Origin of the sequence: Tropicimonas sediminicola, assembly GCF_900188335.1 — a bacterium.
Classification (GTDB): domain Bacteria; phylum Pseudomonadota; class Alphaproteobacteria; order Rhodobacterales; family Rhodobacteraceae; genus Tropicimonas; species Tropicimonas sediminicola.
Window position 1 is genome coordinate 61,304 of the sequence record NZ_FZOY01000005.1, and the last position, 20,900, is coordinate 82,203.

The 20,900-nt window shown below is 67.1% G+C and carries 20 protein-coding genes; 12 read left to right on the forward strand and 8 right to left on the reverse strand.

All coding sequences use genetic code 11. The features are described from left to right. Positions 1-56: 56 nt before the first annotated feature. The 3 genes from CHB86_RS13775 to CHB86_RS13785 are packed head-to-tail and all read right to left on the reverse strand — an operon-like array spanning position 57 to position 3,303. Positions 57-1,034 carry a 2-dehydropantoate 2-reductase gene (locus tag CHB86_RS13775; protein ID WP_089233650.1) on the reverse strand — a complete coding sequence of 326 codons (978 nt, stop codon included), beginning with the start codon at positions 1,032-1,034 and terminating at the stop codon, positions 57-59. Positions 1,035-1,043: 9 nt separating this feature from the next. Then, a complete protein-coding gene (locus tag CHB86_RS13780; RefSeq protein ID WP_089233651.1) occupies positions 1,044-2,585 on the reverse strand; it encodes an acyl--CoA ligase in 1,542 nt (513 codons plus the stop codon). A gap of 31 nt (positions 2,586-2,616) precedes the next feature. Beyond that, positions 2,617-3,303 (reverse strand): fumarylacetoacetate hydrolase family protein, encoded by a 687-nt coding sequence (locus CHB86_RS13785; protein ID WP_089233922.1) that lies wholly within the window; start codon positions 3,301-3,303, stop codon positions 2,617-2,619. 132 nt (positions 3,304-3,435) lie between these two features. Between CHB86_RS13785 and CHB86_RS13790 the strand changes: the two genes are divergently transcribed. The 8 genes from CHB86_RS13790 to CHB86_RS13825 all read left to right on the forward strand — a co-directional run bounded on the left by CHB86_RS13790 (position 3,436) and on the right by CHB86_RS13825 (position 10,854). After that, positions 3,436-4,164, forward strand: coding sequence for a FadR/GntR family transcriptional regulator (locus CHB86_RS13790; RefSeq protein ID WP_089233652.1), 729 nt, complete (start codon positions 3,436-3,438; stop codon positions 4,162-4,164). A gap of 80 nt (positions 4,165-4,244) precedes the next feature. Then, complete coding sequence (locus CHB86_RS13795) at positions 4,245-5,207, forward strand: ABC transporter substrate-binding protein (RefSeq protein ID WP_217898314.1); 963 nt, start codon at positions 4,245-4,247, stop codon at positions 5,205-5,207. Positions 5,208-5,286: 79 nt separating this feature from the next. Further along, complete coding sequence (locus CHB86_RS13800) at positions 5,287-6,048, forward strand: ABC transporter permease (RefSeq protein WP_089233653.1); 762 nt, start codon at positions 5,287-5,289, stop codon at positions 6,046-6,048. Then, positions 6,035-6,835 carry an ABC transporter ATP-binding protein gene (locus CHB86_RS13805; RefSeq protein WP_089233654.1) on the forward strand — a complete coding sequence of 267 codons (801 nt, stop codon included), beginning with the start codon at positions 6,035-6,037 and terminating at the stop codon, positions 6,833-6,835. The genes CHB86_RS13800 and CHB86_RS13805 overlap by 14 nt, the downstream gene beginning before the upstream one ends. Positions 6,836-6,838: 3 nt before the next feature. Beyond that, the gene (locus CHB86_RS13810; RefSeq protein ID WP_089233655.1) at positions 6,839-7,591 is read left to right on the forward strand and encodes an ABC transporter permease; all 753 of its coding nucleotides are present in this window, start codon (positions 6,839-6,841) and stop codon (positions 7,589-7,591) included. Positions 7,592-7,981: 390 nt separating this feature from the next. Continuing rightward, positions 7,982-8,974: a TRAP transporter substrate-binding protein gene (locus CHB86_RS13815; protein ID WP_089233656.1), complete on the forward strand. Its 993-nt coding sequence runs from the start codon at positions 7,982-7,984 to the stop codon at positions 8,972-8,974. Between the two features lie 72 nt (positions 8,975-9,046). After that, positions 9,047-9,547, forward strand: a complete 501-nt coding sequence (locus tag CHB86_RS13820; protein ID WP_176442878.1) for a TRAP transporter small permease — start codon at positions 9,047-9,049, stop codon at positions 9,545-9,547. Further along, positions 9,544-10,854 carry a TRAP transporter large permease gene (locus CHB86_RS13825; RefSeq protein WP_089233657.1) on the forward strand — a complete coding sequence of 437 codons (1,311 nt, stop codon included), beginning with the start codon at positions 9,544-9,546 and terminating at the stop codon, positions 10,852-10,854. The genes CHB86_RS13820 and CHB86_RS13825 overlap by 4 nt, the downstream gene beginning before the upstream one ends. A gap of 57 nt (positions 10,855-10,911) precedes the next feature. Here CHB86_RS13825 and CHB86_RS13830 read toward each other — a convergent pair whose 3' ends face one another. Genes CHB86_RS13830 through iolD form a run of 4 tightly spaced genes read right to left on the reverse strand, consistent with a single transcriptional unit; the run spans position 10,912 to position 15,456 of the window. Further along, positions 10,912-11,754: a class II fructose-bisphosphate aldolase gene (locus CHB86_RS13830; protein WP_089233658.1), complete on the reverse strand. Its 843-nt coding sequence runs from the start codon at positions 11,752-11,754 to the stop codon at positions 10,912-10,914. Next, positions 11,751-12,593 carry a 5-deoxy-glucuronate isomerase gene (locus CHB86_RS13835; protein ID WP_089233659.1) on the reverse strand — a complete coding sequence of 281 codons (843 nt, stop codon included), beginning with the start codon at positions 12,591-12,593 and terminating at the stop codon, positions 11,751-11,753. Before CHB86_RS13835 ends, CHB86_RS13830 begins: the two co-directional genes overlap by 4 nt. A 14-nt stretch (positions 12,594-12,607) precedes the next feature. After that, positions 12,608-13,591, reverse strand: a complete 984-nt coding sequence (gene iolC / locus CHB86_RS13840) for a 5-dehydro-2-deoxygluconokinase (RefSeq protein ID WP_089233660.1) — start codon at positions 13,589-13,591, stop codon at positions 12,608-12,610. Further along, the gene (iolD, locus tag CHB86_RS13845) at positions 13,591-15,456 is read right to left on the reverse strand and encodes a 3D-(3,5/4)-trihydroxycyclohexane-1,2-dione acylhydrolase (decyclizing) (RefSeq protein ID WP_089233661.1); all 1,866 of its coding nucleotides are present in this window, start codon (positions 15,454-15,456) and stop codon (positions 13,591-13,593) included. The genes iolC and iolD overlap by 1 nt, the downstream gene beginning before the upstream one ends. Before the next feature lie 127 nt (positions 15,457-15,583). Between iolD and CHB86_RS13850 the strand changes: the two genes are divergently transcribed. The 3 genes from CHB86_RS13850 to CHB86_RS13860 are packed head-to-tail and all read left to right on the forward strand — an operon-like array spanning position 15,584 to position 18,745. Next, positions 15,584-16,693 carry a Gfo/Idh/MocA family protein gene (locus tag CHB86_RS13850; RefSeq protein WP_089233662.1) on the forward strand — a complete coding sequence of 370 codons (1,110 nt, stop codon included), beginning with the start codon at positions 15,584-15,586 and terminating at the stop codon, positions 16,691-16,693. Between the two features lie 13 nt (positions 16,694-16,706). Next, positions 16,707-17,600 carry a TIM barrel protein gene (locus tag CHB86_RS13855; RefSeq protein WP_089233663.1) on the forward strand — a complete coding sequence of 298 codons (894 nt, stop codon included), beginning with the start codon at positions 16,707-16,709 and terminating at the stop codon, positions 17,598-17,600. 11 nt (positions 17,601-17,611) lie between these two features. Then, positions 17,612-18,745, forward strand: a complete 1,134-nt coding sequence (locus CHB86_RS13860) for a Gfo/Idh/MocA family protein (protein WP_089233664.1) — start codon at positions 17,612-17,614, stop codon at positions 18,743-18,745. 4 nt (positions 18,746-18,749) lie between these two features. On the opposite strand, the gene CHB86_RS13865 is transcribed toward CHB86_RS13860, so the two are convergent. Then, positions 18,750-19,748 (reverse strand): LacI family DNA-binding transcriptional regulator, encoded by a 999-nt coding sequence (locus CHB86_RS13865; RefSeq protein ID WP_089233925.1) that lies wholly within the window; start codon positions 19,746-19,748, stop codon positions 18,750-18,752. A gap of 196 nt (positions 19,749-19,944) precedes the next feature. On the opposite strand from CHB86_RS13865, the gene CHB86_RS13870 reads away from it, so the two are divergent. Next, positions 19,945-20,883: a sugar ABC transporter substrate-binding protein gene (locus CHB86_RS13870; protein WP_425445428.1), complete on the forward strand. Its 939-nt coding sequence runs from the start codon at positions 19,945-19,947 to the stop codon at positions 20,881-20,883. The last annotated feature ends 17 nt before the right edge of the window (positions 20,884-20,900 follow it).

Sequence of the window (20,900 nt, forward strand, 5' to 3'; positions counted from 1 at the left end):
GGACTCGGCCAAGCCCAAACCGGAAGGCTCGGCTCATCCCCGCCCGGCCGTCGCGGTCAGTAAAGCCCCGCCGACCGCGCCCTGAGCTGCACCAGCGCCAGGATCGTGTCGATCATCGGCGTCGGCAGGTCCACCAGCCGCCCCAGCTCCTGCACCGAGGCGACCAGCGCGTCGATCTCCATCGGCCGGCCGAGTTCCAGGTCCTGCAGCATGGAGGTGCGATGCGCGCCGACCTCGGCGCCCGCGTCGATGCGGCGGTCGACCTCGATCGGGAAGCGCACGCCGAGCGCCTCGCCGATGGCCTGCGCCTCGACCATCATCTCGCGCACCAGCGGCCGGCAGCCGGGATCGGTGCAGAGCACGTCGAGCGTGGCATGGGTCAGCGCCGAGATCGGGTTGAACGAGAGGTTGCCCCAGAGCTTGATCCAGATCTCCTCGCGGATGCGCGGCCGCACCGGCGCCCGCAGGCCCGCCTCGCCCATCAGCTTCGACAGCGCCTGCGCCCGGTCGGATTTCGACCCGTCCGGCTCGCCCAGCGAAAAGCGGTTGCCCTCGACATGGCGTACCACGCCCGGCTTCGGCATCTCGGCCGCCGGGTAGACCACGCAGCCGAGGATCCGCTCCGGGCCGATGCCGTCCCACTGTACGTCGCCCGGATCCACCGTGGCGAGCCGGGTGCCTTCGTATGCCCCGCCGACCTGGTGGAAATACCACCAGGGCAAGCCGTTGACGCCCCAGACGACCGTGGTCTCGGGCCCGAGAAGCGGCTGCATCCGGTCGACCACCCCGGGCACCGAATGCGCCTTGAGCGTCACGATCACGTAGTCCTGCGGGCCGAGGTCGGAGGGGTCGTCGGAGGCCCGGAGCCGCGCCGTTTCGGGCTCGGCGCCCTCTTCCAGCAGGGTCAGCCCGTTGGTCCGGATCGCCTCCAGGTTGGGGCCGCGCGCCACCAGGCTCACATCCGCCCCGGTCCGCGCCAGCCGGGCGCCCATGAAGCCGCCGATGGCCCCCGCTCCGAATATGCAGATCTTCATCGCCGCCCCTTACGCGTTTGCCAGCCCAAGCTTTTCGGCCAGGCCGATCCGCTGGATCTTGCCGGTGGCGCCCTTGGGGATCTCGTCCAGAACCACGATCTGCCGCGGCACCTTGAAATCGGCCAGCCGGCCGGAGGCATAGTCGCGGATGCCGCGCGCGTCCGCTTCAGCGCCCTCGCGGATCACCACCGCCGCGCCGATCTCCTCGCCGAGCTTGGGATGCGGGATCGCGAAGGTCACGGCCTGCGCCACGTCGGGATGCTCCAGCAGCACGGTGTCGACCTCCAGCGGGCTGATCTTCTCGCCGCCGCGATTGATGATCTCCTTGAGCCGTCCGGTCAGGCTGAGGTAGCCGTCGCCGTCGAACGTGCCCTGGTCGCCGGTGCGGAACCAGCGCCGCCCCTCGGCCTCGAAGAAGGATTTCGCATTGGCCTCCGGGTTGCTCTCGTAGCCGGGGGTCACGTTGGGGCCGGAGATCACCACTTCGCCGGTCTCGGCGCTCCCGATCAGCCGGTCCTCGGCCTCGTCGGCCAGCCGCACCTCGGGGCCGGCCGGAACGCCGACGGAACCGGGCTTCTGCGCCCCGCGACCCAGCGGGTTGCAGGCCATCTGGTGGGCCGCCTCGGTCATGCCGTAGGCCTCGATCACCGGCGCGCCAAAGGTCTCCTCCAGCGCGCGCATGACCGGTGCGGGCAGCGAGGCGGAGGAGGAGCGGAGGAACCGCAGCCCGGCCTCGCGGATGATCTCCTCGTTGCGCCCGGCGCGGGCCAGGATCGCCTGGTGCATGGTCGGAACGGCCGTGTACCAGGTCGCGCCACTGGTCTTCAGCTCGGCAAAGAACCGCAGCGCGTTGAAGCCCTGCGAGCACCAGATCGACCCACCCGACGACAGGGTCGCCGTCACCGCCGCGATCAGCCCGTGGATGTGGAAGAGCGGCATGACGTTCATGCAGCGATCCTCGGCGGTGAGGTCCAGCGAGCGGGCGACGTTGCCCGCCGAGGCCGCGACGTTGGATTGCAGCAGCGGCACGATCTTGGGCCGCGAGGTGGTGCCGGAGGTGTGCAGGATCAGCGCGACGTCCCCGGCCTCGGGCGCGGCGGTGTCGGGCGTCCCGGCAATGCCGCCGCCTTCGTTCTTGAGACGATAGGCGCCCGCGGGCGCGCCCGGCTCGACCGCCAGCCGCAGCAGCCGCAGGCCGAACTTGCGCGCCGCGGCGATGGCAGGGCCGTCGTAGTCATCGGCGACGATCAGCGCCCTCGCGTCGAGGTCGCCGAGGTAGAACTCGAACTCCTCCTCCCGGTAGGCCGGGTTGAGCGGCGCGGTGGTCGCCACCTGGGCGACCGTGACGAAGGCGCTCGCCATTTCCGGGCCGTTGGGCAGGACGATGGCGACGCGGTCGCCGCGGCCGATCCCGGCGGCGTGGAGCGCGGCGCGGGTCTCGGCCACCTGCGCGGCAAGACCCGCGTAGCTCAGCCAGTCGCGCCCCTCCGCGCCGAGCGCCGGGCGCTCCCCGGGGATATCGGCCAGAAGGCCGGCAATCGTGTCGCTCATCGTCCTGCCCTCCCGTTGGTGTCCCGCGCGGTCAGACGACCGCGACGGACAGCTTGCCAAGACCGGCCACGGAGGCCTCCATCCGGTCGCCGCGCACCACGGGGCCGACGCCCGAAGGCGTGCCCGAGAGAATCACGTCGCCCGCGGCCAGCTCGAAATACTCGGAGAGGTAGGAGATCATCTCCGGCACCTTCCAGATCATCTGGTTGAGGTCGCCCTCCTGGGTCACCTTGCCGTTCACCTTGAGCTGCACGAGCCCGTCGGAGGGGTGACCGACCTCGGCCACCGGGTGGACCGGCCCGCAGGGGGCGGAACGCTCGAAGGCCTTCCCGATCTCCCAGGGCCGGCCCATCTTCTTCATCTGGCCCTGCAGGTCGCGGCGGGTCATGTCGAGCGAGATGCCGTAGCCGTAGACATGGTCCAGCGCCTCCGCGAGCGGGATGTTCCGGCCGCCGGATTTCAGCGCCACCAGCATCTCGATCTCGTGGTGCACGTCCTCGGTGTGCGGCGGATAGGGGAACTCGCCCGACGAATCGAGGTTGTCGGGGTTTTTCTGGAAGAAGAACGGCGGCTCGCGGTCCGGGTCGTGGCCCATCTCGATGGCATGGGCGGCGTAATTGCGGCCGATGCAATAGACCCGGCGCACCGGAAACAGGCCCTCCGACCCGGCGACGGGAATCGCCACCACGGGGGGCGTGGAAATCACGTAATTCGTCATGTCGTCCTCCATCCGACCCGGTCTGCCGTGCATGGGAGACCGAAACCAATTGCTCAACCAATCGCAACCAATTGCGGGGTTGTCAATAAATCTGTTGACGGAGGGCGGTATATCGGCCCTAATCAAACCAATATGACAAAATTGGGCGATCAATTGCCGGTGCAGCCGGTGGCCTCCAACGGAGGCGGGCCCGTCTCCAGGGAGGCGGCGGTCGCGGCGCTGCGCCGGCTGATCGAGCTTGGCAATTACGCGCCGGGCGACAGGCTGCCGCCGGAGCGGGAGCTGATCGTGCAGCTCGGGCTGACCCGGGCCGCGCTGCGCAAGGCGCTGGAGACGCTGGAGGCCGAGGGTCTGATCTGGCGCCATGTCGGCAAGGGCACCTTCATCGCCAGCGAAGGCGAGGGTGCCGTCGCCGGCCGGCTCCACGACCTCGCCAAGCAGATCACCCCGGTCAAGATGATGCGGGCCCGGATCGCCATCGAGCCGGCGATCGCCCGCGAGGCCGCGATGAACGCCTCGACCGAGGCGCTGGCGCGGATCGAGGATGCGCTGACCCAGACGGTGAACGCACCGACCTGGGACGAATACGAACAGTTCGACGACCTGCTGCACCGGCGGATCGCCCTGGCGACCGACAACCCGCTGCTGATCTCGTTGTTCGACCAGCTCAACCAGGTGCGCCGTGCGGTGGCCTGGGGAACGGTCGTGCGGGCCTCGATTCGCCCGCCGGCCGACCACACGAGCTTCGGTGAACACGCCAGGATCGCCGAAACGATAGCCGCACGGGATGCGAACGGCGCGCAGGAGGCGATGCGCAAGCATCTGGCGTCCGTGGCCGCGCGGCTTTTTGGGGAGGTTTGATACGACGGAAGACATCCGTGCAGGGGCGGCAGAACCCCGACCGGACCAAGGACCTACGGAACATGTCTAGGGAGGACACCATGAAACACCTGATGAAACGGGCCATGGCCGCTGCGTTCGCAGTCGGCTTCGCGGCGACGGCGGCGCAGGCGGACACCATCCGCATCGCGCTCGCCGAAACACCTTCGGACGAACTCGCGGCCTTCTTCGTCGCGCTGGAACGGGCGAAGGCCAACGGTCTCGAGTACGAGTGGACGGCATTTTCGGACGAGGAACTGGCCATCCAGGCCGTGCTGAGCGGCCAGATGGACATCGGCTTCGGCACCCCCTACGCGGCGATGCAGCGTTCCAAGGCGCCGATCCGCATCGTCTTTCAGCTCTCCAAGCTGAAGTTCTTCCCCGTCACCTCGCAGAAATACGAGAAGCTGGAGGACCTGGACGGTGAGCCGATCATGCTGCACTCGCGTGGCGGCGGCACCGATTCCATCGCCAACGTGATCGAGGAGAAATACGGCATCAAGTTCGGCGAGCGGTCCTACGTGCCCGGCTCCGCCAACCGGATCGTCGCGCTGATCGCCGGCCAGACCGACGCGACCATCGTGGACCTGTCCAACAAGAACAAGCTGATGAAGCAGGAGGGCGACAAGTTCAACGTCCTGCCGATGTTCGAGGTCGAGGCCAGCGACGAGGCGCTCTTCGCCAACCTCGACTGGATCCAGAACAACGAGGAGGCGGTGAACACCTTTGTCGCCGCCCTGGTCAGCACCTGGCAGGACATGTCGGAGGATCCGACGATCATCAGCCGCGAGACCAACCCGGACGGCCCGATCGGGCAACTGCCGCCGGAGATCCTCGGCAACCTCGACACCTTCTACACCGACGCCGTCGAGGGCGGGCTCTACGACCCGAACGGCGGCGGCGAGAAGGCCGCGATGGCGGACCTGGAATGGTATTCCGGGGCCGGTCAGCTCGAGGGCGATCCCTCCGAGCTGAATATCGAGGACTTCTGGTACCTCGAGCCGCTCAAGGCCGCGACCCAGTAAGGGCCGTGTGCCGCGCCGGCCCGGGGCGACCGGGCCGGCAATCCTTTCCCAACCAGTTTCGCGACAGGAGTTCCAACGGATGCTCTCGCGCCCGACCCTGCTCAAGATCCTCTCGACGCTGATCGTCTTCGGCGCCTGGGAGATCGCCGGCCGAATACCGGTGAGCTACGCCTTCCCGACCTTCATCGAATCCATGCAGGCGCTGGCCCGGATGACCTTCGATGGCACCCTCTTCACCGCCTATGGCGAAACCCTGAAACCGCTGGTGATCGGCATCCTGATCTCGACGGTGCTTGGCATCAGCATCGGCCTCGCTATCGGCCTGAGCGGCTGGTTCGACTGGCTGATGTCGCCGATCTTCATCGTCATGCAGGCCGCCCCGCTCGCGGCGCTGATCCCCCTGCTGGTGATGGCCTACGGGATCGGGCTGACCTCCAAGGTCTTCGTGGTCTGCATCATGGCGATGCCGGTGATCGTGCTGAACACCTCGAGCGCGGTGCGCAACACGCCCTCCTCGCTCAAGGAGATGGGCCGCTCCTTCCTAGGCAGCGACCTGGAGATCATCACCAAGATCATCATCCCCTCGGCCTCCCCGATCATCTTCTCCGGCCTGCGGCTGGGGGTCTCGGCGGGCTTCATCGGGGCGATCCTGTCGGAGCTCAAGATCACGCCCACCGGGGTGGGCGACATCATCACCTACAGCCGGTCCATCGCCGACTACCCCTCCATGTATGCGGCGATCTTCTCGATCATCCTGCTCGCCGTGCTTTTCCTGAACCTGCTGGAAACGATCGAAAACATCCTCTTCGAAGGGAACAACCGTGGTTATGTCTCAGACTAAGGAAGCGTTCGCCAAGGCGACGGCGCTGGACACCGAAATCGCTGTCTCGACGCGCAACATCTGCAAGAACTACGGCGCGGTCGAGGCTCTCAAGAACCTGTCGCTCGACTTTCCCCGCGGCCAGCTGACCTCCCTGCTCGGGCCTTCGGGCTGCGGCAAGACGACCTTGCTCAAGATCATCGCCGGGCTGCTGGAGCCGACCTCGGGCGAGGTCGAGGTCAACGGCAGGCTGGTCACCGGGCCGGGGCCGAACCGGGCCTTCGTGTTCCAGGATTTCGCGCTGCTGCCCTGGGCCAGCGTGATGCGCAACGTGGCCTTCGGGCTGGAGCTGCGCGGCGTGGCGAAGTCGGAGCGCGAGGCCATCGCCGAGCGCTACATCCGCGAGGTCGGCCTTGCCGGCTTCGAGAAAAGCTTCCCGCACGAGCTGTCCGGCGGCATGCGGCAGCGCGTCGGCCTGGCGCGGGCGCTCTCGGTCGACGCCAAGGTGCTGCTGCTCGACGAGCCCTTCTCCGCCGTCGACGAGCAGACCCGCCGCAAGTTCCAGGAGGACATGCTCAACCTCGTCGCCCACGAGAACAAGACCTTCATCTTCGTGACCCATTCGATCGAGGAGGCGGTGTTCATCTCGGACCAGATCGCGATCCTGCTGCCGCGGCCGAGCCGGGTGTCGGAGATCATCCGGCCCACCGGCTTCCGCAACCGCGACATGGGCAACATCCGGCGCGACCCCGAATACCTCGACATCGTGGACCAGATCTGGGCCTCGCTGCGCAGCTACGTGGAATAGACCATGAAGATCGGAAACTACCAGCTTCCCAACATGTCGTCGCTGCTGCTCTGGGGCCTGCTGTGGGAGATCATCGGCCGCTCCGGCATGACCTTCTTCGTGCCGCCGCTCTCCGAGGTCGTGATGACGCTGTTCTCGGTGATCGGCACGCCGGCCTTCATCAAGGCCCTCTCGGAGACGGCCTATGCCTTCTTTGCCGGCGTCTTCTTCGCCATCGCCATCGGCGTGCCGATCGGCGTGCTGATGGGCAAGAGCCGGCTGATCGACGAACTCCTGCTGCCCTGGGTCAACATGTTCCTCAGCGCTCCGCTGACCGCGCTGGTGCCGGTGCTGATGGTGCTCTTCGGCTTCGGGATGAAGTCGATCATCATCACCACCACGCTTTTCGCGATCTGGATCATCATCCTGAACACCCGGGCCGGCGTGAAGCAGATCAACCGGTCGCTGATCGAGATGGCCCGGAGCTTCGGCGCCACGGCGCGCGACGCCTTCTTCAAGATCTACATCTGGGCGGCCCTGCCCGAGATCCTGAACGGTGTCCGGATCGGCGTGATCCGGGCGGTGAAAGGGGTGATCATCGGCCAGCTCCTGATCAGCATCGTCGGCTTCGGCGCGCTGTTCGAGCTCTATTCCGCCAACTTCCTGATGGCGCATTTCTGGGCGGTGCTGATCGTGCTCTTCGCCATGGCCTTCGCCGTGTCGGAACTGCTCGCCTATCTCGAGCGCCGGGTGTCCTACTACGCGTCGACGCGCTGAGGCGGCCTCGCGCCCCGGTCCGGCCGGCTGATTCCGTCAGCCGGCCGACTGCGTTTCAGCCCCCCGGAAATGCTCTGCCTGGGTCTCCGAACGGCCGGCGGATGCCCGGCTTTTTGACGTTGCGTCAATTTTGATCGCCACGCGGGCCGTGCCGCCAAAATAAATTTGTCATATTTGTCACGCCCTCGTGACTGCCTCGCAGCCGCGCAACACATTGAACTGAGTGGAAAACTTCTTGGAAGCGTCTTCGGGTGACCCGGCCGGCGCCGCGTGATGCGACAAATAACTACTTGATTTGCGGCGTTACTTTGGGGAAGCGTCTGGACGACATGATGGGTCGGACAATGGAGGCCGACGCCATCAGTCGACGTCCAATGGGAGGAATACAATTTGTCACTATTTAGCTTCGGCCGCGCAACCGTGGCTGCGATTGCCGTCTCTGTCGCTGCCACGCTCCCCGTCTCGGCTGCCGACCTGACGCTCCGCGGTGCGAGCCTCTTCGACGAGAACCACGCCTATACCAAGACGCTGGTCAAGTTCACCGAGCTGGTGAACGAATACTCCGAAGAAGACATCGAGTTCGATATCCGTCTCAACAGCGAACTGGGCACCGAGCCCGACTTCGTCAACTTCCTGACCCAGGGCGTCGCCATCGATTTCGCGATCATCGCGCCGTCCAACCTGGCCCGCTTCGCCGACGCGCTGCCGCTGATGGACATGCCCTTCGTGTTCCGGGATCTCGACCACTGGAACGCCGTGCTCTCCAGCGACGTCTTCACGCCCCTCGAGGAGGAACTCCGCGAGAAGGCCGACCTGGCGATCGTGGGCTATGCCGGCGGTGGCACCCGCAACCTGATCTCCAACAAGGAAATCAAGAATTTCGACGACCTCAACGGCCACAAGATGCGGGTCATGGGCGCGCCGATCCAGGCGCAGATCTTCAACGCCCTCACCGCCAGCCCCTCCGCCATCGCCTATGCAGAGGTCTACAACGCCATCCAGACCGGCGTCGTCGACGGGCTCGAGAATGAATCGGCCAGCCTCTTCCAGTACAAGTTCTACGAAGTCGCGCCGCACGTCACGCTGACCAAGCACTCGATCACCGTGCGTCCGATCGTCTTCTCCGGCAAATCCTTCGACAAGCTCTCCCCGGAGCTTCAGGAAGCGATCATGAAAGCCGGCAAGGAAGCCGGCGACTACGGCCGCGCGCTGGAAACCGAGGAAGACGCCGAGAAGCTGCAGGCGATGCAGGAAGCCGGCAACATCCAGGTCCACGAGTTCGAGGGCCGCGACAAGATGCTGGAAATGGTGATCCCGGTTCAGGACGCCTATGCCGAGGAACTCGGCGCCGCGGCACTGCTTGAAGCGATCCGCACCAAGTAAGCCCAGACCCTTCCGGTCCCGGGCCGCCCTCTGGCCCGGGACGATCCCCAATTCCAAGAAAAGACCCCCACAATGAAAACCATCGGGCGGGCCCTGGAACTCTCGTGCATGGCGTTGCGAGTGATCATCGGCGTCCTTGTCGGTCTGTTGACCATCCCCGTCGGTATGCAGGTGATCTCCCGCTATACCGGCATCATCCCGGTCTATCTCTGGACCGAGGAACTCGCGACCTTCATCTTCGTCTGGATCGTCATGCTCGGCTCGATGCTGGCCGTCTGGGACCGGACGCATTTCGACGTCCACGTCCTCCCCGAGGCCACCAGCCCGCTGGGCCGGCTGCTCCAGCAGGGCTTCGTGCACGTGATGGTCTCGGCCTTCGCCATCCTCTTCATCTGGTATGGCATCGGCTACACCGAATTCGGCTCGATCCAGCATTCCGTGATGCTGCGCATGAACATGGCGCTGACCTATGTCACCGTGCCGGTCGCCGGTGTCGGCTGGGCGCTGTTCTCGCTCTACCACCTCTCCGAAGAAGTCCGGATCTACCGCGACAGCCGCAGGACAGCCCAATGATCGTCTCCACCGCCCATGCCTGCGCCATCCTCGTCGGCAGCTTCATCTTCCTTGTCGCGATGCGGGTGCCGGTGGCTTTCGCGCTCGGCATCGCCACCATTCCGGTCGTCATGATGGACATCCGCCTGACGCCGTTCCTGATCATGGACCGGATGTTCCAGTCCTATAACTCCTTCATCCTGCTCGCCGTGCCGTTCTTCCTGCTGGCGGCCAACCTGATGAACTCCGGCCGGATCACCGACCGGCTGATCGAACTGGCCCGCGTGCTGACCGGCTGGATGCCGGGGGGGCTTGGGCACGTCAACGTCGCGGTCTCGATGCTGTTTGCCGGCATTTCCGGCTCCTCCACGGCCGACGCCGCCGGCTGCGGCAAGATCCTGATCCCGGCGATGACCAAGCAGGGCTACGACGCGCGCTTCGCCGTCGCGATCACCGCCTGTTCCTCGGTTATGGGGGTGATCATCCCGCCCTCGATCCTGATGATCGTCTGGGGCGGCGTGATGTCGATCTCGGTCGGCGCGCTGTTCCTGGCGGGCGCGATCCCCGGCATCCTGATCGCGGTCGCCCTGATGGGAACGGTCTTCGTCTATGCCAAGATCTACGACTATCCCACCGCCGGCCGGCCGACGCTCTGCGACTTCTGGGCCGCCTTCAAGGGCGCCGGGCTCGCGGTGCTGACGCCCGTCTTCGTGATCGGCGGCATCGTCGCCGGCATCGTCACGCCGACCGAAAGCGCGATCATCGCGGCGGGCTATTCGCTGATCCTCGGCATGTTCGTCTACCGCACGATCACCGTGAAGGACCTCGGCCACGTGCTCTACGACACCGGGCGCTTCGCGTCGATCTCGCTCTTCGCGATCGGTACCGCCTCGATCTTCGGCTGGCTGCTGGCCTTCTACGACGTGCCGCGGCTGATCGTCGACGCGCTGACCGGGATGAACGTCGGACCCTTCGCCACCTCGCTGATCATCGCCGCGCTGTTCCTGTTCTTCGGGCTCTTCATCGACGCGATCCCGACGATCATCATCCTCGGCACGGTGCTCTACCCGGTGGCCTCCGCCGCCGAGATCCACCCGATCGCCTTCGCCATGATCGGCATCGTCTCGCTGGCCTTCGGACTGGTGACGCCGCCCTACGGGCTTTGCCTGCTGATCTCGGCGGCCATCGCCGGGCTAAACGTCGTGCAGGTGCTGCGCGACGTGGCGATCATCCTGGTGCCGATGCTGGCGATCCTGTTGCTGCTGATCACCTTCCCCGAAATCGCGCTCTGGCTCCCGGGAGTGCTGATGCCGCAAGCGGTACAATAAACGGGCAGTGCAGAAAGCGGGGCGCCGGTTGCGACAGCCGCCGGCGCCCCGTGACGTTCATGCGCCTTGATCCGGCGCTCCGAAGGCGCGCAGCACCTGCCGCGCGGCGGCCACCACGGGATCATGCGTCTCGCGCAGGATCTGCACCCGGTCGAACCGGGCCGGGTCGCGGTTGACGGCCTCGCGCAGCGCCGCGCCAAAGGCCATGCGCAACTCGGTCCCGATGTTGAACTTGCAGATGCTGGAGCCGCGGGCGAGCGCGGTGCGCTGCGCCACCGGCACGCCGGAGCCACCGTGGATCACCAGCGGCACCTCGGTCACTGCCTCGATGGCGCGGATGCGCGCCTCGTCGAGCCCCGCGCCGCTCTCCTGCTGGAGGTGCACGTTGCCGACCGAGATCGCCATCGCGTCCACCCCGGTCTCGCGGGCGAAGCGCGCGGCCTCCTCCGGGTCGGTCCCGGCGGAGCTTTCGCCTCCCGAATAGCCGACGAAGCCGATCTCCCCCTCGCAGGAAATCCCGGCCGCGTGGGCCATCTCGGCAATCGCCGCGGTCTCGTCGATGTTTTGGCTCAGCGGCTTGCGGGAGCCGTCGAACATGAGCGAGGTGAAGCCCGCATCGAGCGCCGCGCGGCACTCCTCCCGCGTGTAGCCGTGATCCAGATGCGCCACGACCGGCACCCCGGCCTCTTCGGCCAGATGCCGGAACATCCTGCCCAGCACCGGCAGCGGCGTGTGCTCCCGGCAGCTCGGCCCGGCCTGCAGGATCACCGGGCAGCCCTCGGCCTCGGCGGCGGCCACGTAGGCGCGCATGTCCTCCCAGCCGAGCGTCACCAGCCCGCCGACCGCGTAGCCCTGTTTCAGCGCCGGTTGCAGGACGTCTGACAAGGTCGCGAGGGTCATTTGAACTTCGCCACCATGTCCTTTATGCCCGGGATCGTGTCGAGCTGCGCGGCGTGGGTCGGCTGGAAATACTGCACCAGCGAGCGCTGGCTCAGACCGCCGAGGATGGTGAAGTAATACATCTCGTAGCCGGGCAGCACGCAGCAGGGGTGATAGCCCTTGTCGAGCAGGATCGTGGAGCCGTCCATGATGTGGTAGGCCTCGCCCGGCTCGTTGTCGACGCGCTGGAGCATCTGCACGCCGGAGCCGTAGTTCGGCCGGAAACGGAAGTTGTAGGTCTCGTCGTGGCGGGTCTCGTCGGGCAGCCGGTCGGTGTCGTGCTTGTGCGACGGGAAGCCGGACCAGCCGCCCTGGCCGACCGTGAACAGCTCCGACACCAGCAGCCGGCCGACCTTGCCGTGCTGCTTCTGCCCGAGGATGTGCTTGATCTTGCGGTGGGTCTTGGTGTCGTCCGATCCGTATTGCACGACGTCGAGCCCGTCGGCGCGCACGTCGAAGGGCTCCAGCACCTCGTCGAACTTCGCGCCGGCCACGAACACTTCCGCCGCGTCGGAGACGCAGACCATCCTTGCCCTGGCGCCCGACGGCACATAGACGCCCTCGGGCTCGCCGTCCCAGACGTCGATGCGGCGGTTGCCGAGCGCGGCAAAGCCCACGCCCTCCACGTCCACGTCCACCGTGCCGGTCGCCGGCGCGATGCAGGTCTCGTAGCCCGGCACCTGGTACTCGAAGGCGTCGCCCTTCTTCAGCTTGACGATGTTGAAATAGTTGAGCGGCACGGTTGCGTCATCGGCATCGACGATCGGGCGGTTCTGGTTGTCATGAGGAGGGATATGCATGGTGTCTTCTCTGGTTAGACCGGGGTCGGGCCGGGGTGGCTGGCGAGGAAACGCTCCAGCGCCTCCGTCGTCGGCATGGCGGGGGCGCAGCCGGGCTGCGAAACGACGATCGAGGCGCAGGCCGAGCCGCGGAGCACCGCGTCGCGCAGGTCGCGCCCCTCGGCCAGCCCGGCCAGGAGGCCGGCCATGAAACTGTCGCCCGCGCCGTTGGGCTTCACGGCGGTGACGGGGTAGATGCCGGTGCGGATCTCCTGGCCGTCGGCGAGCGTCACCGCGCCCTCGTGGCCCATCTTGTAGATCACGATGCGGCCGGGCCGGGAGGCCAGCTCGCGCGCCTTGTCCAGCCCCTTGTCGATGCCGCCGGCCATGAAGCCGAACTCCTCGTCGTTGCCGACGATCAGGTCGCTCTCCTCGCCGGCGCGGGACAGCACCTCGGCAGCCACCTCCGGCGAAGGCCAGGAATAGGGCCGGTAGTCGATGTCGAAGATCACCGGCAGCCCGGCCCTGCGGGCATTCTCGAAGGCCCGGAAGGTCGACCCGCGCGACGGCTCGGCGGCAAAGACGGTGCCAGCGGTGATCAGCGCGCCGAAATCGCCGTAATCCACCCGGTCCACATCGGCCTCGGTCACCTGGAAATCCACCGCGTTGTTGCGATAGATCACCAGCTGGAAATCCTCCATCGTGCTCTCGTAGACCGCCAGCGAGATCCGCGCCTCGCCCGGCAACGAGCGAAGATATTGCGTCTCCACCCCGTAATGCGCCAGCCGGTTGCGGCAGAACCGGCCCACCGCGTCGTCCGAGATCGAGGTCACCAGCGCCGAGCGCGCGCCCAGCTTGCACAGCCCGGCGCAGATGTTGGCCGAGGAGCCGCCGAGATCCGAGCGGAAGCTCTCCGCGTGCTCGGCCTTGGTGCCCGGCGGGTCGGCGAACATGTCCATGCCGGCGCGGCCGAAGACCACGAAGCTGTTCTTGCGGATGCCGTCCATCTGGCTGCTCATCACACGCCCTGCCTCTGCCGGGGGCGCGCCGATTCCCACTCCGTGTGGGCCGCGCGGACCTTTTCGCTCTCGCTGACCTCCGGCGTGCCGCATTCCCACCAGGTGTGGCCCTTGTCGGTCCAGGCGCCATAGGCCGCGACCTTCATGCAGATCACGTAGGTCTTGTCCGAGGCCTTGGCCCGCTTGAACGCCTCGCCCAGTTCCTCGGCATTCTCCACCGTCTCGGCGGTCGCGCCCATTGCAGCAGCATGGGCCTCGAAATCGACGTCGAAAGGCTCGGGGATCGTCGGGGCGTCCTCGTAGAGGCAGTTGAAGCTCTCCGACCCGACGTTGTTCTGCAGCTTGTTGATCACCGCCCAGCCGCCGTTGTCGAGCAGCAGCACGATCATTTTCTTGCGGGTCAGGACCGAGGAATAGATGTCGGAATTCATCAGCATGTAGGCGCCGTCCCCGACAAAGACGATGGTGTCGCTGTCCGGCTCGCGCTCGGACTGCGCGATCCGCGCGCCCCAGCCGCCGGCCACCTCGTAGCCCATGCAGGAAAAGCCGAACTCCACGTCGACGGTGCCGGTGTCGAGCGTCCGCCAGTTGGCGGTGATCTCGGCCGGCAACCCGCCCGAGGCGGTCACGATCCGGTCGCGCGGATCGCAGAGGGCGTTCACCGTGCCGATCGCCTGGGCGTAGGAATTGGGCTTGTTGCCGTGCGACACGTTCTCGGCCACGTAGGCGTCCCAGCAGGCGCGCTCGCGCCGGGCCAGCTCGGTCCAGCTCTCCGGGGCGCGATACCCCGCCATCGCCGCGTCGAGCGCCTCCAGCGCCCGTTTCGCATCGCCGACCACCGGAAGCGCGCGGTGCTTGCCGGCGTCGTGGCGGGCGGCGTTGATCGAGACGATCCGCGCGTCCCTGGCAAAGGCCGTCCAGGAGCCGGTGGTGAAATCCTGCAGCCGCGTGCCCACGGCAAGGATCACGTCCGCCTGCTCGGCGATGGCGTTTGCGCTGTCGGAGCCGGTCACGCCGATGGGGCCGATGTTTAGCGGGTGGGTCGCCACCAGGTTGGCGCGGCCGGCGATGGTCTCGACCACCGGGATGTCATGCGCCTCGGCAAAGGCGGTCAGGTCCGCCACGGCGCGCGAATACTGCACGCCGCCGCCGGCGATGATCATCGGCCGCGCGGCGGATTTCAGCAGCGCGGCGGCATCCGCGATCTCCTCTGCGTCGGGGCTGACGCGGCGGATGCGATGCACCTTCTTCTCGAAGAAGGCGGCAGGGTAGTCGTGGCTCCAGCCCTGCACGTCCTGCGGCAGGCCGATGAACGCCGGGCCGCAATCGGCGGGGTCGAGCAGGGTGGCGACGGCGGCGGGCAGCGACTGGATCACCTGCGCGGGGTGGGTGATCCGGTCCCAGTAGCGGCTGACCGGCCGGAACGCGTCGTTCACGCCCAGCGTCGGGTCGCCGAAATTCTCCATCTGCTGCAGCACCGGGTCGGGCAGGCGGGTGGCATAGGTGTCGCCGCAGAGCATCAGCATCGGCAGGCGGTTGGCATGGGCCAGCGCCGCGGAAGTCACCAGGTTCGAGGTGCCCGGCCCCGCCGAGGCGGTGCAGAACATGAACCGCTGGCGCAGCCAGGTCTTGGCATAGGCGGCCGCGGCGAATCCCATGCTCTGCTCGTTCTGCCCGCGATAGAGCGGCAGCGCGTCACGATAGCCGTAGAGCGCCTCGCCAAGGCAGGTCACGTTGCCATGGCCGAAGATCCCGAAGCCGCCGCCGCACAGCCGGTACTCGGTTCCGTCGATCTCGATGAACTGGTTTGCCAGCCAGCGGACAATGGCCTGCGCCGTTGTCAGCCGAAATGTCTCGTCGCTCATGCGTTGCTATCTCCCGGGTGGTCATCGCGGCCCTCTCCTCCGATTGCCGCTTGCACGATCCTGATTCCGAGGATAACAATTTTGCAACCGGTTGCAAATTGAATCTGAGGGAGGAGCAGAGTCGATCATGCGACAAATCGGAATCGGAATCCTGGGCGGCGGCTACATGGGCAAGGCCCATTCCGTCGCCATGGCCGCCGTGGGCGCGGTGTTCGACACCGGCCTGCGGCCCCGGCTCGAGATGATCTGCGCCAGCAGCCAGGCCTCGGCCGAGGGCTATGCCCGGGCCTTCGGTTTCGCCCGTGCCACCGCAGACTGGCGCGTGCTGGTCGAGGATCCGGCGATCGAGGCGATCGTGATCGCCACGCCGCAGGCCCTGCACCGCGAGATCGCCGAGGCGGCCTTTGCCCTCGGCAAGCCGGTGTTCTGCGAAAAGCCGATGGGCGCCTCGCTGGAGGATGCCGAGGCGATGGTCGCGGCGGCCGAGGCCAGCGGGCAGGTCAACATGGTCGGTTACAACTACATCCGCACGCCCGCCAGCCAGTACGCCCGCAAGCTGATCGCCGACGGCGAGCTGGGCGAGATCACCTGGTTCCGCGGCGAGCATACCGAGGATTTCTACGCCGACCCGCAGGCCCCGGCGACCTGGCGGACCGACGGCATGGCCAACGGCACGATGGGCGATCTTGCCCCGCACATGATCAACGCCGCGCTTGCGCTGATGGGGCCTGTCGCCTCGCTGATCGCCGAGGTCGAGACGGTCCACACCGACCGCCCCGGCGGCAAGGTCACCAACGACGACCAGGCCCAGATGATGTGCCGCTTCGCCAGCGGCGCGATGGGCCAGATGCACTTCAGCCGCGTCCAGACCGGGCGCAAGATGGGCTATGCCTACGAGGTGACCGGCACGCGCGGCGCGCTCCGTTTCGACCAGGAGGACCAGAACGCGCTCTGGCTCTACCGGGCCGAGGGGCCGGAGGCCGAGCGCGGCTTCCGCAAGATCCTGACCGGCCCGGCGCATCCCGATTACCTGCCGTTCTGCCAGGGGCCGGGCCACGGCACCGGCTACCAGGACCAGATCATCATCGAGGCGCGGGACTTCCTGCGCGCCATCGAGACGGGGGCCCCCGTCTGGCCCACCTTCCGCGACGGCCTCGAGGTCGTCCGGATCGTTCATGCCGCCATCGCCTCCGCACGGAACCGGACGTGGCGCGACCTCCCTTCAGACCAGAGTTGAAAGGCTCGACATCATGACAATCCGCATTGGAAACGCGCCCTGTTCCTGGGGCGTGGAATTTGCCGATGATCCGCGCAACCCGACCTGGCAGAACGTGCTGAAGGACTGCGCCGAGGCCGGTTACAAGGGCATCGAGCTCGGCCCCGTGGGCTTCATGCCGGAGGATCCGGCGATCCTCGGCGCGGCGCTGGCCGAGAACGGGCTGGAGCTGATCGGCGGCGTGGTCTTTCGCCCCTACCACGACCCGGATGCCTGGGACGACGTGCTGGACGCCACCCACCGCACCGCGCGGGCGCTCCGGGCGCACGGGGCGCAGCACATGGTGCTGATCGATTCCATCTCGCCCCGCCGCGCCCCCACCGCCGGCCGCGCCTCCGAGGCCGAGCAGATGGACAAGGCCGAGTGGACCGCCTTCCGCGACCGGCTCGCCGAAAGCGCCCGGATCGGCGCCGAGGAATACGGGCTGACCGTGGGCATCCACGCCCATGCCGCGGGCTTCATGGACTTCGAGCCCGAGCTCGAGCGTCTGCTGGACGAGGTCGACGAGACGATCCTCAAGATCTGCTTCGACACCGGCCACCATTCCTACGCGGGCTTCGACCCGGTGGCCTTCATGAAGAAGCACATCGGCCGGATCTCCTACATGCACTTCAAGGACATCGACCCGAAGGTGAAGGCCGATGTCATCGACAGGCGCACCGGCTTCTACGACGCCTGCGGGCAGGGGATCTTCTGCAACCTCGGGCAGGGCGACGTCGATTTCCCGGCGGTGCGGCAGGTGCTGCTGGACGCGGGTTTCGAAGGCTGGTGCACGGTCGAGCAGGATTGCGACCCGACGCTCGACGTCAGCCCGATCGACGATGCGCGGGCCAACCGCGAATACCTCGAATCCATCGGTTTCAAGTAAGGAACGGACAGATGACCAAGTTGAAATGGGGCATGATCGGTGGCGGCGAAGGCAGCCAGATCGGGCCCGCGCACCGTCTCGGCGCTCTGGCCGACGGGCATTTCGAGTTTGCCGCCGGCGCGCTGGATCACCGTCCCGAGGCGGGGCGCGACTACGCGCAGCGGCTCGGCATTGCCGCCGACCGCGCCTATGGCGACTGGAAAGAGATGCTGGCCGGCGAGACCGGCCGCGACGACCGGATCGACCTCGTGACGGTCGCCACGCCCAACTCGACGCATTTCGAGATCACCAGGGCGTTCCTCGAGGCCGGGTTCAACGTGCTCTGCGAGAAGCCCATGACCATGACGGTCGAGGAGGGCGAGGAGATCGTGAAGGTGGCTCAGGCCTCCGGCAAGATCTGCGCGGTCAACTACTGCTACTCGGCCTACCCGATGGTTCGCCAGGCCCGCGCCATGGTCCGCGCCGGCGAGATCGGCAAGGTGCGGCTGGTGGTGACGAACTTCAGTCACGGCCACCACGGCGACGCGACCGACGCCGACAACCCGCGCGTGCGCTGGCGCTACGATCCGGCGATGGCGGGCGTCTCGGGCCAGTTCGCCGATTGCGGCATCCACGCGCTGCACATGGCGAGTTTCATCTGCGACGACGAGGTGGAAAAGCTCTCGGCCGACTTCGCCTCGACCATCGCCAGCCGCGAGCTGGAAGACGACGCCATGGTGAACTTCCGCATGACGGGCGGCACCGTGGGGCGGCTCTGGACCTCCTCGGTCGCCATCGGCCGGCAGCACGGGTTCGACATCCAGGTCTTCGGCGAGACCGGCGGCCTGCGCTGGGCGAGCGAGCAGCCCAACCAGCTGATCTACACGCCCGTCGGCGGCCGCACGCAGATCATCGAGAAGGGCGAGGGCGGGCTGCACGCCGATGCGCAGCGCCTGAGCCGGGTGGCGATTGCCCATCCCGAGGGCTTCCCGCTGGCCGTGGCCAACATCTACTGCGACCTCGCAGATGCGATCCGCGGCGAAATCCGCGACGGCCTGCCGAGCGCGGCCGACGGGGTGCGCTCCATGGCGGCGGTGCACAACGCGGTGGCCTCCGCCCGGCAGGGCGGCGCCTGGGTGGACGCGCGTCCGCCGATGTTCCGGTAAGGGATCAGGGGCGGGGCCGCAGCGTGCCCCGCTCCACCACCGTGCAAGGAAACAGCCGCGCCTCCGGGTAGCGGTCCGGCTCCGCCAGCATCGCCACCACCAGCTCCACCGAGGAGCGGATGATCTGCTGGATCGGCTGGCGGATCGTGGTCAGGTCGATGTTCTCCCACCCCGCCATCTCCATGTCGTTGAGCCCGATCAGCCCGATGTCCTCCGGCACCCGCAGCCCGGCATCGCGGACGGCGCTGAGCGCGCCGATGGAAAGCACGTCGTCGCCGCAGAAATACGCCTCGGCCGGACCCTGCGCCAGCAGCGCCTGCATCTCGGTGCGGCCAGCGCGGAACGAATAGGCCGAGGCAAAGCTGTGGCTCACCGCGATCTCTGGATGCAGCGCCATCTCCTCGAGAAAGCCCGCAAGCCGGTCCTGCGTCGAGGTCGCGGATTCCGGGCCGGCCAGCATCGCCACGCGGCCATAGCCGCGCGCCGCGAGCTCCCGCGCCGCAAGCCGCCCCGCCTCCACGTTGTCGATCCCCACCACATGCACCTGCGGCGCGCCGGACAGCCGCCCGAAACTGTGCACCACCGGGATGCCCGCGTCGCGGAACGCCATGGCAAAGGCCGGGGGCAGGGTGGAGGAGGCCACGACGACCCCGTCCACCGAATATTGCCGCAGCATCCGGACCGAGCTGTCGGGCTCGGTCTCGTTGCTGAGGTTGACCAGCAGCGGTCGCAGGCCGCGTTCCTGCAGCCCGCGGGTGAACAGGTCGAACACCTCCAGGAAGATCGGGTTGTGGAAGTTGTTCGACACCAGCCCGATCAGCTTGGTCCGCCCGGTGGTCAGGCTGCTGGCCAGCGCGTTGGGGCTGTAGCCGAGCTCGGCTGCGGCCTTCTCGACCTTGCGCCGCATCTTGGCCGAGACCGACGCCCCGTCGGTGAAGGTGCGCGACACCGCGGACCGGGATACGCCCGCGCGTTCAGCAACATCCTTCAACGTAGCCGGCATCTTCCGGTCCTCCGACATCCTGCGATCCACGCCGTGTCTATCCGCTACGCGGACCGGGGTCAGTATGATTTCGCCGGAACCGAATTGCAACCGGTTGCAAAATGATACGATTCGTGTCATCGTCGGTCGGGAGCGAGACAGGACCGCTCCGAAAATCATGAAAATGGAAATCTGGGAGGATACCATGAAACGCAAGCTGACATCGCTGCTGATGGGCGCGGCCCTTGCCGTCGTACCCGTGGTGAGTGCGACGCTGGCATCGGCCGAGGGGGAGAAATACGTGCTGGTGAGCCATGCCCCCGACAGCGACAGCTGGTGGAACACGATCAAGAACGGCATCGCGCTCGCCGGCGAGCAGATGGGCGTCGAGGTCGAGTACCGCAACCCGCCGACCGGCGACCTCGCCGACATGGCGCGGATCATCGAGCAGGCGGCCGCGGCCGGCCCGAACGGCATCATCACCACGCTGGCCGATTTCGACGTGCTCCAGGGCCCGATCAAGGCCGCGGTCGATTCCGGCATCGACGTCATCATCATGAACACCGGCACGCCCGAGCAGGCGCGCGAGGTGGGAGCGCTGATGTATGTCGGCCAGCCCGAGTACGACGCGGGCCTCGCGGCGGGCATGCGCGCCAAGGACGACGGGGTGACCTCGTTCCTCTGCGTCAACCACGCGATCCAGCAGCCGACCGTGGGCGAGCGCTGCCGGGGCTTCGCCGATGGGCTCGGCGTCGACCTCGGAGATTCGATGCTCGACAGCGGCACCGACCCGGCCGAGATCAAGAACAAGGTCCTGGCGTACCTCTCGGCCAACCCCGAGACCGACGGCATCCTCACGCTCGGCCCGGTCTCGGCCGACCCGACCATCGCCGCGCTCGAGGAGAACGGCATGGCGGGCGACCTCTACTTCGGTACCTTTGACCTCGGCGACGAGATCGTGAAGGGCATCAAGGCCGGCGTGATCCAGTGGGGCATCGACCAGCAGCCCTTCCTGCAGGCCTACCTGCCGGTCGTGATCCTGACCAATTACCACCGTTACGGCGTGCTGCCGGGCAACAACATCAACTCCGGCCCCGGCTTCGTAACCGCCGACGGACTCGAGATGGTGGAGAAATTCGCCGGCGAGTATCGCTGACGACCTCCCGGCAAGGG